General features: G+C 65.3%; 13 protein-coding genes. 4 read left to right on the forward strand and 9 right to left on the reverse strand.

Features of this window, described 5'->3' with window-relative positions; translation table 11 throughout:
* Positions 1-50 precede the first annotated feature (50 nt).
* Entirely contained in the window at positions 51-2,423 is a 2,373-nt protein-coding gene (locus tag I6F17_RS05960; protein ID WP_225124234.1) for a xanthine dehydrogenase family protein molybdopterin-binding subunit, read from the forward strand.
* A 226-nt stretch (positions 2,424-2,649) separates the two neighbouring features.
* Here the strand turns inward: I6F17_RS05960 and I6F17_RS05965 are convergent, their stop codons facing one another.
* Positions 2,650-3,450 (reverse strand): hypothetical protein, encoded by an 801-nt coding sequence (locus I6F17_RS05965; RefSeq protein WP_225124235.1) that lies wholly within the window; start codon positions 3,448-3,450, stop codon positions 2,650-2,652.
* A 107-nt stretch (positions 3,451-3,557) separates the two neighbouring features.
* Between I6F17_RS05965 and I6F17_RS05970 the strand changes: the two genes are divergently transcribed.
* Genes I6F17_RS05970 through I6F17_RS05980 form a run of 3 tightly spaced genes read left to right on the forward strand, consistent with a single transcriptional unit; the run spans position 3,558 to position 6,946 of the window.
* Positions 3,558-4,049: a YaiI/YqxD family protein gene (locus I6F17_RS05970; protein ID WP_225124236.1), complete on the forward strand. Its 492-nt coding sequence runs from the start codon at positions 3,558-3,560 to the stop codon at positions 4,047-4,049.
* Positions 4,050-4,051: 2 nt separating this feature from the next.
* Positions 4,052-5,863, forward strand: coding sequence for an ATP-binding cassette domain-containing protein (locus I6F17_RS05975; protein WP_225124237.1), 1,812 nt, complete (start codon positions 4,052-4,054; stop codon positions 5,861-5,863).
* Positions 5,864-5,866: 3 nt separating this feature from the next.
* On the forward strand, positions 5,867-6,946 hold the full coding sequence (locus I6F17_RS05980; protein ID WP_036001049.1) for a D-TA family PLP-dependent enzyme: 1,080 nt from the start codon (positions 5,867-5,869) through the stop codon (positions 6,944-6,946).
* A 115-nt stretch (positions 6,947-7,061) separates the two neighbouring features.
* On the opposite strand, the gene I6F17_RS05985 is transcribed toward I6F17_RS05980, so the two are convergent.
* From I6F17_RS05985 to I6F17_RS06020, 8 genes are all read right to left on the reverse strand, one after another.
* Positions 7,062-8,288: a TIGR03862 family flavoprotein gene (locus I6F17_RS05985; protein ID WP_225124238.1), complete on the reverse strand. Its 1,227-nt coding sequence runs from the start codon at positions 8,286-8,288 to the stop codon at positions 7,062-7,064.
* 146 nt (positions 8,289-8,434) lie between these two features.
* A complete protein-coding gene (locus tag I6F17_RS05990; RefSeq protein WP_225124239.1) occupies positions 8,435-9,352 on the reverse strand; it encodes an SDR family NAD(P)-dependent oxidoreductase in 918 nt (305 codons plus the stop codon).
* Between the two features lie 120 nt (positions 9,353-9,472).
* On the reverse strand, positions 9,473-9,952 hold the full coding sequence (locus I6F17_RS05995; RefSeq protein ID WP_225124240.1) for a MaoC family dehydratase: 480 nt from the start codon (positions 9,950-9,952) through the stop codon (positions 9,473-9,475).
* A gap of 127 nt (positions 9,953-10,079) precedes the next feature.
* Positions 10,080-11,798: an AMP-binding protein gene (locus I6F17_RS06000; protein ID WP_225124241.1), complete on the reverse strand. Its 1,719-nt coding sequence runs from the start codon at positions 11,796-11,798 to the stop codon at positions 10,080-10,082.
* Positions 11,798-12,718: a 3-hydroxyisobutyrate dehydrogenase gene (gene mmsB, locus I6F17_RS06005; RefSeq protein WP_225124302.1), complete on the reverse strand. Its 921-nt coding sequence runs from the start codon at positions 12,716-12,718 to the stop codon at positions 11,798-11,800. The genes I6F17_RS06000 and mmsB overlap by 1 nt, the downstream gene beginning before the upstream one ends.
* Entirely contained in the window at positions 12,714-13,781 is a 1,068-nt protein-coding gene (locus I6F17_RS06010) for an enoyl-CoA hydratase/isomerase family protein (protein ID WP_225124242.1), read from the reverse strand. Before I6F17_RS06010 ends, mmsB begins: the two co-directional genes overlap by 5 nt.
* On the reverse strand, positions 13,778-14,923 hold the full coding sequence (locus I6F17_RS06015; protein ID WP_225124243.1) for an isobutyryl-CoA dehydrogenase: 1,146 nt from the start codon (positions 14,921-14,923) through the stop codon (positions 13,778-13,780). The genes I6F17_RS06010 and I6F17_RS06015 overlap by 4 nt, the downstream gene beginning before the upstream one ends.
* A gap of 120 nt (positions 14,924-15,043) precedes the next feature.
* Positions 15,044-16,540: a CoA-acylating methylmalonate-semialdehyde dehydrogenase gene (locus tag I6F17_RS06020; RefSeq protein WP_225124244.1), complete on the reverse strand. Its 1,497-nt coding sequence runs from the start codon at positions 16,538-16,540 to the stop codon at positions 15,044-15,046.
* Positions 16,541-16,605: the final 65 nt, after the last annotated feature.

The raw sequence follows: 16,605 nt of genomic DNA on the forward strand, positions 1-16,605 counted from the left end.
GCTCCGCTGCCGCGAAAATGCGCAAATGCCGGCTTTTCAGGTCAATTCCCATGCAAGAACACACCAAATCGTCGACGCTCGAGAACGCTATTGCACTGCAAAAGTATGGCGTCGGGCAACCGGTCCGCCGCAAGGAGGACGACACGCTGGTGCGCGGCAAGGGCCGCTACACCGACGATTTCAACCTGCCGAACCAGGCCTATGCCGTAGTCGTCCGCTCGACCCATGCCCATGGCATCATCCGCGGGATCGGCCTCGATGCCGCCAAGGCCATGCCGGGCGTGCTGGGGGCGTGGTCCGGGAAGGATCTTGATGCCGCCGGCTATGGCCCCTTCACCTGCGGCCTGCCGCTGAAGAGCCGCGACGGCTCGCCCCTGCTCCAGACCAACCGCCAGCCCCTGGCGACCGACAAGGTCCGCTTCGTCGGCGATCCCGTCGCCTTCGTGGTGGCCGAGACGCTGGCCCAGGCGCGCGACGCGGCCGAGGCGGTCGAGCTCGACATCGAGCCGCTGCCGGCGGTGACCGACCCCGAGGCAGCCGCCAAGCCCGGCGCGCCGCAGCTCTATGACCACATCCCTGGTAACGTCGCACTCGACTACCACTATGGCGACGTGGACAAGGTGAACGCAGCCTTCGCGAACGCCGCCCATGTCACCAAGCTTGACATCGAGAACACCCGCGTCGCCGTGGTCTCGATGGAGCCGCGCGTGGGGCTTGCCTCCTACGACAAGAAGACCGAGCGCTACACGCTTCAGGTGCCGACCCAGGGCGTTGCCGGCAATCGCGCTAACCTCGCGAAGAACCTGAAGGTGCCGAACGAGAAGGTGCGCATCCTCACCGCCAATGTCGGCGGCTCCTTCGGCATGAAGAACATCAACTATCCCGAGTACATGTGCATTCTGTATGCGGCGAAGGCACTTGGACGCCCGGTGAAGTGGCTGGACGAGCGCTCGACCAGCTTCCTCTCCGACAGTCACGGCCGCGCGCAGAAGATCCATGCCGAGCTCGCGCTCGATGCCGAGGGGCAGTTCCTCGCGGCAAAGCTGTCCGGCTACGGCAATCTCGGCGCCTACATCACAGGCGTCGCGCCGGGGCCGCTTTCGCTCAACACCGGCAAGAACTTCTCCAGCGTCTATCGCACGCCGCTGATGGCGGTCGACATCAAGGTGGTGCTCACCAACACCACGCTGATGGGGGCCTATCGCGGCGCCGGCCGGCCCGAGGCGAACTATTACATGGAGCGGCTGATCGACCGCGCCGCCGACGAGATGGGCATCAACCGGCTGACCTTGCGCAAGCGCAACTTCATCAAGCCGAACCAGATCCCGTTCGCGGCGTCCTCCGGGGTCACCTACGACAGCGGCGACTTCCAGGCCGTGTTCAACAAGGCGCTCGAGATCTCCGACCACGAGAACTTCGCCAAGCGCAAGAAGGAGAGCAAGAAGGCGGGCAAGCTGCGCGGCATTGCGGTCGGCTCCTATCTCGAGGTCACCGCGCCGCCCAGCCCCGAGCTCGGCAAGATCGTGTTCGATCATGACGGCACCGTGCAGCTCATCACCGGCACGCTCGATTACGGCCAGGGCCATGCCACGCCGTTCGCGCAGGTGCTGTGCGAGCAGCTCGGCGTCCCCTTCGAGAGCGTCAAGCTCGTGCAGGGTGACAGCGATATCGTCCACACCGGCAACGGCACCGGCGGCTCACGCTCGATCACTGCGACCGGCCAGGCCATCGTGGGGGCCGCAAAGCTCGTCATCGAGAAAGGCAAGCGCGCCGCCGCGCACATGCTGGAAGCATCCGAAGCCGACATCGAGTTTGCCGACGGCAGCTTTACGATCGCCGGCACCGATCGCAGCATCGACATCATGGAGCTCGCCAAGCGTCTGCATGACGGCAAGGTGCCGGAGGGCGTGCCTGACAGCCTCGATGTCGACCACACCAGCGAACCGGTCGCCTCCGCGTTCCCGAACGGCTGCCACGTCGCCGAGGTCGAGATCGACCCGGACACCGGTGTGGTGCAGATCGTGCGCTACAGCGCGGTCAACGATTTCGGCACGGTGATCAATCCGATGCTGGTCGCAGGCCAGCTCCATGGCGGCGTGGTCCAGGGCATCGGCCAGGCCCTGATGGAGCACATTCGCTACGACGACAGCGGCCAGCCGATCACGGGCTCGCTGATGGACTACGCCCTGCCCCGCGCGGAGGACGTCCCCAACATGACGGTCGGCGACCACCCGGTGCCCGCCACCACCAATCCGCTCGGCAGCAAGGGCTGCGGCGAAGCCGGCTGCGCCGGCAGCCTGTCGACGGTGGTGAACGCGGTGCTCGACGCGCTGTCGGAGTACGGCATCAAGCACATCGACATGCCGCTGACCCCCGAGCGGGTGTGGCGCGCGATCCAGGAGGCGAAGGCCAAGGCGGCGTAACAGACGAGGCTCCCTCCGTAGTCATGGCCGGGCTTGTCCCGGCCATCCATGTGTTAGGGGCGCCATGCCGCTCCATACCCACGACTGTCATCGCCCGCGAAGGCGGGCGATCCAGTACTCCGAGACGGCAGCGATTGACCGAGAAGCTGCGGCGTACTGGATACCCCGCCTTCGCGGGGCATGACACCGACTTTGGAGTGACGAGCTTGGCCTTTCCTCTCCTTCGCTACGCCGCCGCCTGCTCGCGCGGCTGGTAGATCGCGGTGTGCTGGCAATGCGCAATCGGCGTCGTGCCGTTGGCGACGACCAGCGCGTCGAGCTCGACGAAGCGGTGGCCCTTCTTCTCGTAGTTTGCGGTGACTTTTGCCCGCGCGGTAATGTCGTCGCCGGTACGTACCGCAGACAGCAGCTGCATGCGGCTTCCGACATGGATCCAGGGGCCCAGGATGGTGTTGTCCACCAGCACGCGGTTCATGACGCGTTGGATCAGGCCGGGATGGCCGAGCCCCTCGCGCGCGAAGATCGGATCGGCCTCCCTGACGTCAGTGAGATAGTCGGCCGCATCCTGCCCGGCCCAGCGGCGCGGTGTCGTGCCCAGCCATTTGCCCAACTCGAATGTCGCAGGACTGACAGGCTTGCGCTCGGCGGCGGCGGGGACTTCGAGATATTCGCTCAACGACACCGCCGGCACCGCCGCCGGCAGCGACGCCGTTCCCGTGGCACACAGCTCGGTGCGACTGAACACCTCGATAGTCAGCAGGCCGTTGTGCTCGGTGGCATCGACATCGGCGGTCTCGCCGTCATAGACCGGCTTGATGAAGCGGGCCTCGACCAGCCCGCGAGAGAGGAAATCGCGGCCCCAGCGCGCGATCGGCACGTGCATCATGTAGGCGAAGACGTCGACGCCGGGGACCAGCCCGCCGGAAAAGCCGAAGCGGCGGGCCACATTGTCGTCGTGCATCTTGTTTTCGGACTGCTTGGCGGTGTTGTAGGCCTCGACGCGGTAGGTTTCGAGCCGGTTCGGCATGGCTTGGCTTTCCCGTATTCTTATTGTTTCAGGAGCGATCGTAGGCTCCCGGGAACAGCGGTCAATCCCCTCGCCTTTGCGGCCCGAATGCGGTACCACGCGGCGGAATGACCGAGACCCCGACCCGCATCTATGTCGACGCCGACGCCTGTCCGGTGAAGGACGAAATCTATCGCGTCGCGATCCGGCACGGCGTGCCCGTGAGCGTGGTCGCCGGCAATTTCATCCGCGTGCCACAGGACCCTCTGATCGAGCGCATTGCCGCGGGCAGCGGCATGGACGCCGCGGACGACTGGATCGCCGAGCGCGCCAGGCCCGGCGACGTCGTGGTGACCTCGGACATTCCGCTGGCCAGCCGCTGCGTGAAGGCGGGCGCCGACGTGATCGCCCCGAACGGCAAGCCGTTCACAGAGGAGTCGATCGGCATGACGCTGGCGGTGCGCAATCTGATGACCGATCTGCGCTCGGCCGGCGAAGTCACCGGCGGCCCACGCTCGTTCTTGCCACGAGACCGCTCCACCTTCCTCTCGGCGCTCGACCAAACGCTGCGCCGGATCCAGCGCCGCCGCGCAGATCAGGCCGCAACGAGCCAAGGTTAACCATGGCGCCGCCGCTGATCCAACTCAAAGACATCAGGCTGACCTTCGGCGGCACGCCGCTGCTGTCAGGCGTCGAGCTCAACGTCGCGCCATCCGAACGGGTCTGCCTGATCGGCCGCAACGGCTCCGGCAAGTCGACCCTTTTGAAGATCGCAGCCGGCCTGGTCGAGCCTGACGCCGGCACGCGCTTCGTGCAGCCCGGTGCGACGGTGCGCTACCTGCCGCAGGAGCCGGATTTCGGCGCGCACAAGAGCACGCTCGCCTATGTCGAGTCCGGGCTCGCGCCGGGGGACGACCAGCACCAGGCGCGCTATCTCCTGGAGCAGCTCGGCCTCACCGGCGAGGAGAACCCGCACAACCTCTCCGGTGGCGAGGCGCGCCGCGCGGCGCTGGCCTTTGTGCTGGCGCCCTCGCCCGACATTCTGCTGCTGGACGAGCCGACCAACCATCTCGATCTCGCCACCATCGAATGGCTGGAGCAGGAGCTCGACTCCAGGCGCAGCGCGCTCGTCATCATCAGCCATGACCGCCGCTTCCTCACCAATCTCTCGCGCTCCACCGCCTGGCTTGACCGCGGCAGGATCAAGCAGATCGACCGCGGCTTTGCCTCGTTCGAGAGCTGGCGCGACGAGGTGCTGGCCGAGGAGGAGCGCGACCAGCACAAGCTCGACCGCAAGATCGTCGACGAGGAGCACTGGCTGCGCCACGGCGTCTCCGGCCGCCGCAAGCGCAACGTCAAGCGGCTCGCCAATCTGCATGCGCTGCGCGCCCAGCGCCGCAACTATCGCGGCACCGCCGGCAGCGCCAACCTCGCAGCCAGCGAAGCCGAGCAGTCCGGCAAGCTGGTGATCGAGGCCAAGGGCATCACGAAGTCCTACGGCGAGCGCAAGATCGTCGAGAATTTCTCCACCCGCATCCAGCGCGGCGACCGGCTCGGCATCATCGGGCCGAACGGCGCCGGCAAGACCACGCTGGTCAATCTGCTCACCGGCGGCATGCAACCTGATTCAGGCATGGTGCGACTTGGCGCCAATCTGGAGATGGCCACGCTCGACCAGCACCGCGAAAGCCTCGATCCCAAATCGACGCTCGCCGAAGCGCTCACCGGCGGCCGCGGCGATCAAATCACGGTCGGCGGCAAGCCGAAGCACGTCGTCGGCTACATGAAGGACTTCCTGTTCGCGCAAGAGCAACGCGGCACACCGCTGGAGGTACTCTCGGGCGGGGAGCGCGGCCGGCTGATGCTGGCGCGCGCGCTGGCAAAGCCGTCGAACCTCCTGGTGCTGGACGAGCCGACCAACGATCTCGATCTCGAAACGCTCGACGTGCTCGAGGAGATGCTCGGCGACTACGAAGGCACCGTGATCTTGATCAGCCACGACCGCGACTTCCTCGACCGCGTCGTCACCTCCGTGATCGCGCCCGAGGGGAACGGCAAGTGGATCGAATATGCCGGCGGCTACAGCGACATGCTGAGCCAACGCGGTGCGGACCTCAAGCGCGAGACAGCGAAGGCGCAAGCTCCCGTGGAGAAGAAAGAGGAGCGCGCCACGGTCCCCTCGTCCGCGCCCAAGCGCAAGCTCAGCTTCAACGAGAAGCACGCGCTGGAAACGCTGCCGAAGAAGATGGAAACGCTGCACGCCGATATTGCAAAATTGCAGCGCGTGCTCGACGATCCCGGTCTCTATGCGAAAGATCGCAAAAAATTCGACGACACCTCGGCTGCCATCGCCAAGGCGCACGAAGAACTGTCCGCCGCCGAAGAGCGCTGGCTCGAACTCGAAATGCTCCGCGAAGAGATTGAACAGGCATAACTCATGACAACAACTCTTGCAGCCAAGATCGCCCGCGAATACGGCACACCCTGTGCCGTCATCGACATGGATAGGGTCGAGCGCAACATCGCGCGGATCCAGAAGGCCTGCGACGACGCCGGAATCGCCAATCGCCCCCACATCAAGACGCACAAGAACCCGACCATTGCCAAGATGCAGGTCGCGGCCGGCGCCAAGGGCATCACCTGCCAGAAACTGGGCGAAGCCGAGATCATGGCCAATGCCGGCATCGACGACATCCTAATCAGCTACAATCTGCTGGGCGATGAGAAGATGGCGCGGCTCGGCGCGCTGCAGGCGAAGGCCAACATGACGGTGGCGGCCGACAATTCGACCGTCGTCGCCGGCCTGCCTAAGGCGGCTGCGGCGTCAGGCCGCCCGCTCTCGGTCGTGGTCGAATGCGATACCGGGCGCAAGCGCGCAGGCGTCGAAACGCCGGCGGAGGCGATTGCGCTGGCGCGCGAGATCGCTTCGTCCAAGGGGCTCGAATTCGCCGGCTTCATGCTCTACCCCACTGAGACCGGGTGGACGGATGCGCAAAGATTCTACGACGAGGCGCTGGCCGGCGTGCGCGCGCACGGGCTCGACGCCAAGATCGTCTCGACCGGCGGCACGCCGAACCTCGTCAATATCGGCAAGCTCAAGGGCGGCACCGAACATCGCTTCGGCACCTACATCTACAACGATCGCATGCAGGTCGCCGCGGGCTCAGCGACCTGGGATGATTGCGCGCTGCATATCTATTCGACGGTGGTGAGCCGCGCCGCGCCCGAGCGCGGCATCTTGGACGCCGGCTCGAAGACGCTGACCACGGATACCGGCGGGCTCGACGGCCACGGCCTGATCCTGGAGCATCCCGAAGCCAGAATCGCCAAATTCGCCGAGGAGCACGGCTTCCTCGATCTCTCCCGCAGCAATACCCGGCCCAATGTCGGCGATGTCGTCCGCATCGTGCCTAACCACGTCTGCGTCGTCGTCAACATGATGGACGAGGTGGTGATGGTCCGCGGCGAGGAGATCATCGGCACGCTGCCGGTGGCCGCGCGTGGGAAGCTGCGGTAGGGGTACGCGCACCGTTGCCACGGCCGTCATTGCGAGGAGCTCTTGCGACGAAGCAATCCAGACTTCCGCGGAGGAGGGATTCTGGATTGCTTCGCTGCGCTCGCAATGACAGGGGTTAGCGTTTGAGCCACTCCAGCACGCCCCTGCCCGCGGCAGCCCCAGTCGCGAAGGACGCCTGCAGGAGATAGCCGCCGGTCGGCGCCTCCCAATCCAGCATCTCGCCGGCCGCAAACGTGCCCGGCAGCTTGCGCAGCATGAATTGCTCGTCGAGCTCGCCGAACGTGATCCCGCCTGCCGTCGAGATCGCGCGATCGATCGGCGGCACTCCGGTGAGCTGAACCGGAACAGCGTTGACCAGATCTGCGAGCTCCGCCGGCGAGAACGCGGCCAGCGGCCGGCCGGATGCGATGGCGGCTTCCTGCATCAGGCCGATGCCGACCGGCGACAATTGCGCGGCCTTGCGCAGGAAGTTCGCCAGCGATTGCTTGCCGCGCGTGCCTGACAGCCGCGTGGTCAGCCCGGCTGTGTCGAGATCGGGCCGCAACGCGATCATCAGCGTCGCCTGCCCGAGACTCAGCACGGCCTCGCGCAGTTCCGCCGAGAGTGCGTAGATCGCGCCGCCTTCGATACCGCTGCGGGTGATCATCGCCTCTCCACGCACCGTGTGTGCGCCGATCGTCAACGCCACGCCCTTGAGCGGCTGGCCTTCGAAACGGTCACGGAACACTTTGGACCACGCGACCGTGAAGCCGGAATTGGCCGGCCGCAGCTTCGAGACGGCAATGCCCTTTGCAGCGAGGATATCGACCCAGCGAGCGTCCGAGCCGAGCCGCGGCCAGCTTGCGCCGCCGAGCGCGAGCAGCGTGGCGTTCGCTTCGATGGCGGAGACGCCTTTCGGCGTCTGAAAGATCAACCGACCCTCGCCGTCCCAGCCGATCCAGCGATGGCGAAAAGCAAAGCGGACACTGGCATCGAGCCGCCGCAGCCAGGCGCGCAGCAAGGGCGAGGCCTTGAACGTTTTCGGAAACACGCGTCCGCTGCTGCCGACGAAGGTCGGCTCGCCCAGCGCTTCGCTCCAGGCCCGCAGTGCATCCGGCGAGAATGCCTCGACCGCCGCCTGAACCTTCGGTGCGGCCTCGCGATAGCGCGTCATGAACTGCTGCAGCGGCTCGCTGTGGGTGAGGTTGAGTCCGCCGCGGCCGGCCATCAGGAATTTGCGTCCCGCTGATGGCATCGCGTCATAGACGGTGACGCGGGCGCCGCCTGACGCCAGCACCTCCGCCGCCATCAGCCCGGCGGGACCGGCGCCGATCACGGCGATATGGGGGGCGGTAATGGTCATGGCGTGAGTTTAGGCCGAGCCGCGTGCCAAACCAAAGGTCGTCATGCCCGGGCTTGTCCCGGGCATCCACGAGAGCGATGTTCGCGGATACGAAGACGTGGATGGCCGGGTCAAGCCCGGCCATGACGACTGAGACTGAGATTCGCTTAAAGCTTGATCCCCGCCCGCGCAGCAGCCTGGGCAACGTATTTCTGCGTCTGCTCGAACGCGCCCTGCAGGGCCCTGGCCTTCGACATGTCACTGATTTCGGCGAAATGCGCGGCGATCGCATCCGGCGTCCACTCGCTCTCCGGCAGGTTGATACCTTCGCTCTCCAAAATCTTGATCACCGCAAACGAGCCGGCGCCCGCGCCCATGATGGTGCGGGTCGGTGCATCCTCGCTCAGCATGTACTCGACCGCAGGCGTGATCGCGTTCGGCTTCATCAGCTGCAGCGCCTGCGGCGGCAACAGCTCCTCGGTCATGCGGGTCGCCGCGGTCGGCGAGATGATGTTGACGCGAATGTCGTTCTTGCGGCCCTCCTCGGCGAGCACGTTCATCAGGCCAACCATGCCGGATTTCGCGGCGCCGTAATTGGCCTGGCCGAAATTGCCGTAGAGGCCCGAGGACGACGTCGTCAGCACGATGCGGCCGTAATTGCGGTCACGCATGCCGGTCCAGGCCGCCTTGCAGCAATAAAAGGTGCCGACGAGATGCACGTCGAGCACCTTCTGGAAGTCGGCCACCTCCATCTTGCCGAACGACTTGTCGCGCAGGATGCCGGCATTGGCGCACAAGAGGTCGACGCTGCCCCACTCCTTGGTAGCGCGCTCGACCATGGCGGTGACCTGCTCGAAATTGGAGACGTCGGCGCCGTCGGCCATCGCGGTGCCGCCGGCCTTGCGGATCTCCTCGACCACGGCCTCGGCCGGCGACAGCGAGCCGCCGCTGCCGTCGCGCGCGCCGCCGAAATCGTTGACCACGACCTTCGCGCCGCGGCTCGCCAGCCCCAGCGCATGCGCCTTGCCAAGACCATTGCCCGCGCCGGTGACGATGGCGACGCGTCCGTCGAACCTGATTGCCATGAGTGCGTTTCCCAGATGTTAGCCGTCATGGCCGGGCTTGACCCGGCCATCCATCAAAATCGACAGGCTTTTGAGCAGCGATGGGTTGCGGGGTCAAGCCCGGCAAGGACGGCACGGGGCCTACTCGAAATAGATCAACCCAAGCCAGTCGGCGACCAGCGCCGGCTTGTCCTCGCCCTCGATCTCCACCGTGACGTTGGTGCGGGACTGCAATTCGTTCGGCTTGCGGAGCTTGGCTTCCGCCAGCACGAAGCGGCCGCGCACGCGCTTGCCTGAGCGCACCGGCGAGATGAAGCGCAGCCTGTCGAAGCCGTAATTCACGCCCATCGTGGTGCCCGCAATCACGGGCATCACCTCGTAGGACATGATCGATAACAGCGACATCGTGAGAAAACCATGCGCAATGGTAGTGCCGAACGCGGTTTCCTTCTTCGCGCGTTCCGGATCGACGTGAATGAACTGGTGATCTTCGATGACGTCGGCATAGCTGTCGATGCGGGGCTGGTCGATCAGATGCCATGACGACACGCCGATCTCCTTGCCGACCATGGCCTGATAGGCCTCGAGCGTAACAGGCGGCTTCTTCCAGACTTCGTTCATGGTAACTCCGATTGCCGTCATTCCGGGGCGCGCGAAGCGCGAGCCCGGAATCCATTTGACAGCAAGCTCTGCCGCAAAATGGATTCCGGGTTCGATGCTGCGCATCGCCCCGGAATGACAAGCTCCACTACGTTTCGCTCCGTGTCTTCGCCAGCTCCGGAAAATCCTCCTCGCGGAATTCCCGGCCGCGCAAGGGATCGCTGCGATCGTCGTCGCGTTCGAGCCGTCGTAGCTGGACGCGGCGGATCTTTCCAGAGATCGTCTTCGGCAGCTCGGTGACGATTTCGAGGCGGCGGATGCGCTTGAACGGGGCCAGACGCGCGTGCAGGTGCTTGAAGATCGATAGCGCGGTTTCCGACGAGCGTTCTGCACCCGCGGTCAGCAGCACGAACGCCTTGGGGATCGCGAGCCGGATTGGATCCGGGCTCGGCACCACCGCAGCTTCCGCGACCAGCTCGTGCTCGAGCAGGACGCTCTCCAGCTCGAACGGGCTGATGCGATAATCGGAGGATTTGAAGACGTCGTCAGAGCGGCCGACGAAGGTCAAGTAGCCGTCCTCATCCGCGAACACGACGTCGCCGCTGCGATAGAGCGCGCCTGCGGCGCCGGACAATTTGCCGTCGTCGCCCTGATAGCCCTGCATCAGGCCGGCGGGGCGGTCGGCGCCGAGCACCAGCGTCACCTCGCCCTCCTTTGCGGGATGACCGTCGGCATCGCTGATTTGCACGCGATAGCCCGGCAACGGACGGCCCATCGAGCCGATCTTGATCGGCTGGCCCGGCGAATTGCCGGCGAGCGCCGTGGTCTCGGTCTGGCCGTAGCCGTCGCGAATGGTGAGGCCCCAGGCCGCCTGCACCTGATCAATCACCTCGGGATTGAGCGGCTCGCCGGCGCCGCAGACCTCGCGAAGCGCCACCTTGAACGAGGCCAGATTCTCCTGGATGAACAGCCGCCACACCGTCGGCGGCGCGCACAGCGTGGTGACACCGCAGCGGCCGATGGTGGCAAGCAGCGCCTTGGCATCAAAGCGCGGCTGGTTGACCACGAACACGGTCGCACCCGCATTCCACGGCGCGAAGAAGCAGCTCCAGGCATGCTTGGCCCAGCCGGGCGAGGAGATGTTGAGATGGACGTCGCCGGGCTTCAGCCCGATCCAGTACATCGTCGAGAGATGGCCGACGGGATAGCTGCGCTGACTGTGTCGCACCAATTTGGGTTTTGCTGTCGTACCCGAGGTGAAATACAGCAGCATCGGATCGTCGGCATTGGTCGGACCATCAGGCGCGAAGCTTTCGGAAGCTTCTGCTGCTTCGTCATATGCAAGCCAACCGTCGGAGCCCGCGCCGACGACGATGCGAACGACATTCTCGGCGCCTAGGCTCGTGAATTTCGCGACCTGGTCCTGCGCGGCGACCACTGCCCTTGCCTTGCCGCGATCGAGCCGGTCGCGCAGCTCATCGGCGGTCAGCAGCGTCGTGGCGGGAATGACGACCACGCCGAGCTTCATCGCGGCAAGCATCGTCTCCCACAGCGGAACCACGTTGCCGAGCAGCAGCAGGAGATGGTCGCCGCGCCTCAGGCCCTGCGCGCGGAGGAAGTTGGCGACCTGGTTGGAGCGGCGCGACAGCGCCGCGAAGGACAGCTTCGTCTGCTTGTCCTGGGCGGCATCGACGATCCAGAGCGCGGGCCGATCCTTGCTGTCCGCATTGGCCGCGAGCTCGGCGTCGAACCAGTCGAGCGCCCAGTTGAAAGGAACCGGATCAGGCCAGCGGAAACCTTTGACCGCAGCCTCGTAATCCGTGCGGTGTTGCAGAAGGAACGCGCGTGCTTCCTGGAATGTGGTCATCAAGCTTTCCCGGCTAAACTCCTAACGTGCTTGATAATTCCGGAAAAATCCACCCCGCCCTGGCCGGCTGCGTCGAAAGACTGATAGATCTCCTGCGCATGCTTGCCGAGCGGCGTCGCCGCGCCCGCAGCCTTGGCCGCATCCTGCGCCAGGGTAAGGTCCTTCACCATCAGCGCCGAGGCAAAGCCCGGCTTGTAATCGTTGTTGGCCGGCGAGGTCGGCACCGGGCCCGGCACCGGGCAATAGGTCGTCAGCGACCAGCACTGGCCGGACGAGGTCGAGGCCACATCGAACAGCGCCTGATGCGAAAGCCCGAGCTTTTCAGCCAACGCAAAGGCCTCGCTCACCGCGATCATGGAAATGCCGAGGATCATGTTGTTGCAGATCTTTGCGGCCTGGCCGGCACCGGCGCCGCCGCAATGCACGATCTTCTTGCCCATATTCTCGAGCACGGGCTTTGCCGCGGCAAATGCCTTCTCCTCGCCGCCGCACATGAAGGTGAGCGTCGCACCCTTGGCACCGCCCGTGCCGCCGGAGACCGGCGCATCGACCGAGAGCACGCCGTGCTTGGCGGCGAGCGCATGCGCGGCCCGCGCGCTTTCAACGTCGATGGTGGAGCTGTCGATGATCAGCGCACCCTTGGTCATGGCGGGCACGACCTCGTTCCAGACGCCGAGCACGTGCTTGCCTGCGGGCAGCATGGTGACGACGACATCGGCGCCCTTCACCGCGGCCGGGGCGCTGTCGGCGATGCTGGCGCCATCGGCCTTGGCCTGATTGCGCGAGGCTTCGACGAGATCGAACGCCACCACCTTGTGGCCGGCCTTGACGAGGTTGGCCGCCATCGGGCCGCCCATGTTGCCGAGACCGATGAATGCGATCGTGGCCATTGTCGTTTCCTCCCCTGTCGCGTTGTTAATTGAACTTCAACTCGTCCGCGCCGATCTCGGCGAGATAGGGCGCAAGCATCTCCGGCGTCACATGCTCGATTGCTCGCGGCGACCAGGTCGGGTTGCGGTCCTTGTCGATCACGGCAGCGCGCACGCCCTCACGGAAATCATCGCTCAGAAACACTTCCAGCGCGGCGCGGTATTCGCGCACCAGGCACTCTTCCAGGCTCGATGATTGGCGAGCAAGCCGCAGCAGCTTGAGCGTCACCACCATGCCGCGCGGCGATTTTTCGTTCAGCGTCTTCAACGTGGCCAGCGCGAACTCGGAACCATCGCGTGTCAACGCAGCGAAAACGTCCTCCATGCGATCGAAGCCGAACAACGCATCGATGGCCGGCTGCCTGGCGGCGACCGGCCCCGCAGTCTCGCCGGAGGCGAAGCCGTCGATGAGCTTGCTGACATCGGCTGCGGTCGCACTGGACCGCAGCTTGGTCAGCGCCTCGCGCAGCTCCGGCAATCTCACGGCCGGCACCACCCAATCGGCAAACTTCGCGTAGATCGCGTCCGGCCCGTTCATGGTCTGGCCGGTCAGCCCGAAATAGGTGCCGATCTCGCCCGGCGAATGCGACAGCAGATAGGTGCCGCCGACATCGGGGAAGAAGCCGAGGCCGACTTCGGGCATCGCGAGCTTCGTCCGATCGGTGACGATACGGTGGCTGGCATGGGCGGACAGACCGACACCGCCGCCCATCACGATGCCGTCCATGAAGGCGACATAGGGTTTTGGAAATTTCTTGATCCGGGCATTGAGGATGTACTCCTCGCGCCACAGGATCTTGCCGAGATCGCCATTGACCTTCGAGCTTTCCCAGAGCGCGCGGATGTCGCCACCGGCGCAGAGGCCGCGCTCGCCGGCGCCTTCCAGCAGGATCACGGCAATTGCAGGATCAGCCTCGAAGCGGTCGAGCGCCTTGTCGATGTCGCGAAACATCTCCAGCGTCACGGCGTTGATCGCCTTGGGACGATTGAGCCTGATGATGCCGGCCGCGCCTTCGACGCGCGCGACCAGATCGCCCTCTTCCGCTCCGCTCATCGCGCGCCCTCGATCAGTTTGCGCGCCACGATGAGCCGCATGATTTCATTGGTGCCTTCGAGGATCTGGTGCACGCGTAAGTCGCGCACGATCTTCTCGATGCCGTATTCGCTGAGGTAGCCGTAGCCGCCGTGGAGTTGCAGCGCATGGTTGGCAACCTCGAACCCGACATCGGTGCCGAAGCGTTTCGCCATCGCGCACAGCATGGTGGCATCGGGGTCCTTGCGATCAAGTGCCGCGGCGGCGCGCCACAGGAAGGTGCGCGCGGCCTCCAGCTCGATCGCCATGTCGGCGAGACGGAATTGCAGCGCCTGGAATTCGTCCAGCCGTTTGCCGAACGCCTTGCGCTCCTTCATGTAGGTGCGCGCCTTGTCGAGTGCTGCTTGCGCGCCGCCCAGCGAGCACGCCGTAATGTTGAGACGGCCGCCGTCGAGACCCGCCATCGCGATCTTGAAGCCTGTGCCCTCCTCGCTCAGGCGATTGGCCACCGGCACGCGGGCGTTCTCGAACATCACCGCGCGGGTCGGCTGCGCGTTCCACCCCATCTTGCGCTCATTGGCGCCGAACGAGACACCCGGTGTCTTGCCGTCGATGACGAGCGTCGAGATGCCGCCGGGGCCATCGCCGCCGGTGCGGACCATCGCGACCAGAATGTCGGTGCCGCCGGCGCCGGAGATGAACTGTTTCTGGCCGTTGAGCACATAATGATCGCCGTCGCGCACCGCGCGGGTGCGGAGCGCTGCCGCATCGGAGCCGGCACCCGGCTCGGTCAGGCAGTAGCTCGCGATCAGCTCCATGGTGCAGAGTTTGGGCAGCCATTGGTGGCGCTGGGTGTCGCTGCCGAAGGCATCGATCATCCAGCTCGCCATATTGTGGATGGAGATGAAGGCCGAGGTGGTCGGGCAACCCGTCGCCAGCGCCTCGAAAATCAGCGCCGCGTCGAAGCGTGTCATCGCGGAGCCGCCGACATCGTCGCGGATGTAGATGCCGCCCATGCCGAGCGTGGCAGCCTCGCGCATCACGTCGACGGGGAAATGCTTCTCCTCGTCCCAGCGCAGCGCGTGCGGCGCGATCTTTTCCGCCGCAAACGCCAGCGCCATGTCGCGAACCGCGATCTGATCCTCATTCAGAGCGAACTGCATGCCGGGCTGCTCTTTCTTTCGTCATTGCGAGCGAAGCGAAGCAATCCAGACCGTCTCCGCGGAAAGATACTGGATTGCTTCGTCGCTACGCTCCTCGCAATGACAGGCTGGGCTACAGCCTTACTTCATCAGCGGAATCGAGAACTCCGCGCCTTCCTTGACGCCCGACGGCCAGCGCGAGGTCACCGTCTTGGTCTTGGTGTAGAAGCGGATCGAGTCCGGGCCGTGCTGGTTGAGATCGCCGAAGCCCGACTTCTTCCAGCCGCCGAAGGTGTAATAAGCGATCGGCACCGGGATCGGCACGTTGATGCCGACCATGCCGACGTTGACTCTGGCCGCGAAGTCGCGCGCGGCATCGCCGTCGCGGGTGAAGATGGCAACGCCGTTGCCGTAATCGTGGTCGGACGGCAGCGCCAGCGCCTCGTTGTAGTCGTGCGCGCGCACCACCGAGAGCACCGGGCCAAAGATCTCTTCCTTGTAGATCCGCATGTCCTTGGTGACGTTGTCGAACAGCGAACCGCCGAGATAGAAGCCGTTCTCGTAGCCCTGCATCTTGAAGCCGCGGCCGTCGACGGCGAGCGTCGCGCCTTCCTTGACGCCGATGTCGATGTAGCTCTTGACCTTCTCGACCGCCTCGCGGGTCACGAGCGGACCGTAATCGGCCGACGGATCGATCGAGGTGCCGATCTTGAGCGACTCGACGCGCGGGATCAGCTTTTCCATCAGCCGGTCGGCGGTGGACTTGCCGACGGGGACCGCGACGGAAACGGCCATGCAGCGCTCGCCGGCGGAGCCGTAGCCGGCGCCGATCAGCGCGTCGACGGCCTGGTCCATGTCCGCGTCGGGCATGATGATCGCGTGGTTCTTGGCGCCGCCGAAGCACTGGCAGCGCTTGCCGGTCTGCGCGGCGCGCTCGTAGATGTATTGCGCGATCGGCGTCGAGCCGACGAAGCCGATGGCCTTGATGTCGGGATCGTCGAGGATGGCGTCGACCGCCTCCTTGTCGCCGTTGACGACGTTGAGGATGCCGGCCGGCAGGCCCGCTTCCATCATGAGTTCAGCGAGCAGCATCGGCACGCCGGGGTCGCGCTCCGACGGCTTGAGGATGAAGGCGTTGCCGCAGGCGATCGCCGGCGCAAACTTCCACATCGGGATCATCGCCGGGAAATTGAACGGCGTGATGCCTGCGACGACGCCGAGCGGCTGGCGCATCGAATAGATGTCGATGCCGGGGCCAGCGCCTTCGGTGTATTCGCCCTTCATCAGATGCGGAATGCCGCAAGCGAATTCCGCGACTTCTAGGCCGCGCTGGATGTCGCCCTTGGCGTCGGGGACGGTCTTGCCGTGCTCGCGCGCGAGCAGCTCGGCGAGCTTGTCGTAATCGCGCTGGACCAGCTCAACAAATTTCATCATGACGCGGGCGCGGCGCTGCGGATTGGTCGCGGCCCATTCCGGCTGTGCCGCGCGCGCGTTCTCGACGGCGGCGCGGACTTCGGCCTTGGACGCCAGCGCCACCTTGGCCTGGACGTCACCGGTCATCGGCTCGAAGACGTCGGCAGTGCGGCCCGAGGTGCCCTTGACCTCCTTGCCACCGATGAAATGTCCGATTGAACGCATGGAATGGTCTCCTTCAGGCCGAGCGTGGTCGCTTTGACAAATCCTATTGACCTGCATTTTATAGG

The organism is Bradyrhizobium sp. NBAIM18, from assembly GCF_020193825.1.
GTDB classification, from domain to species: domain Bacteria; phylum Pseudomonadota; class Alphaproteobacteria; order Rhizobiales; family Xanthobacteraceae; genus Bradyrhizobium; species Bradyrhizobium yuanmingense.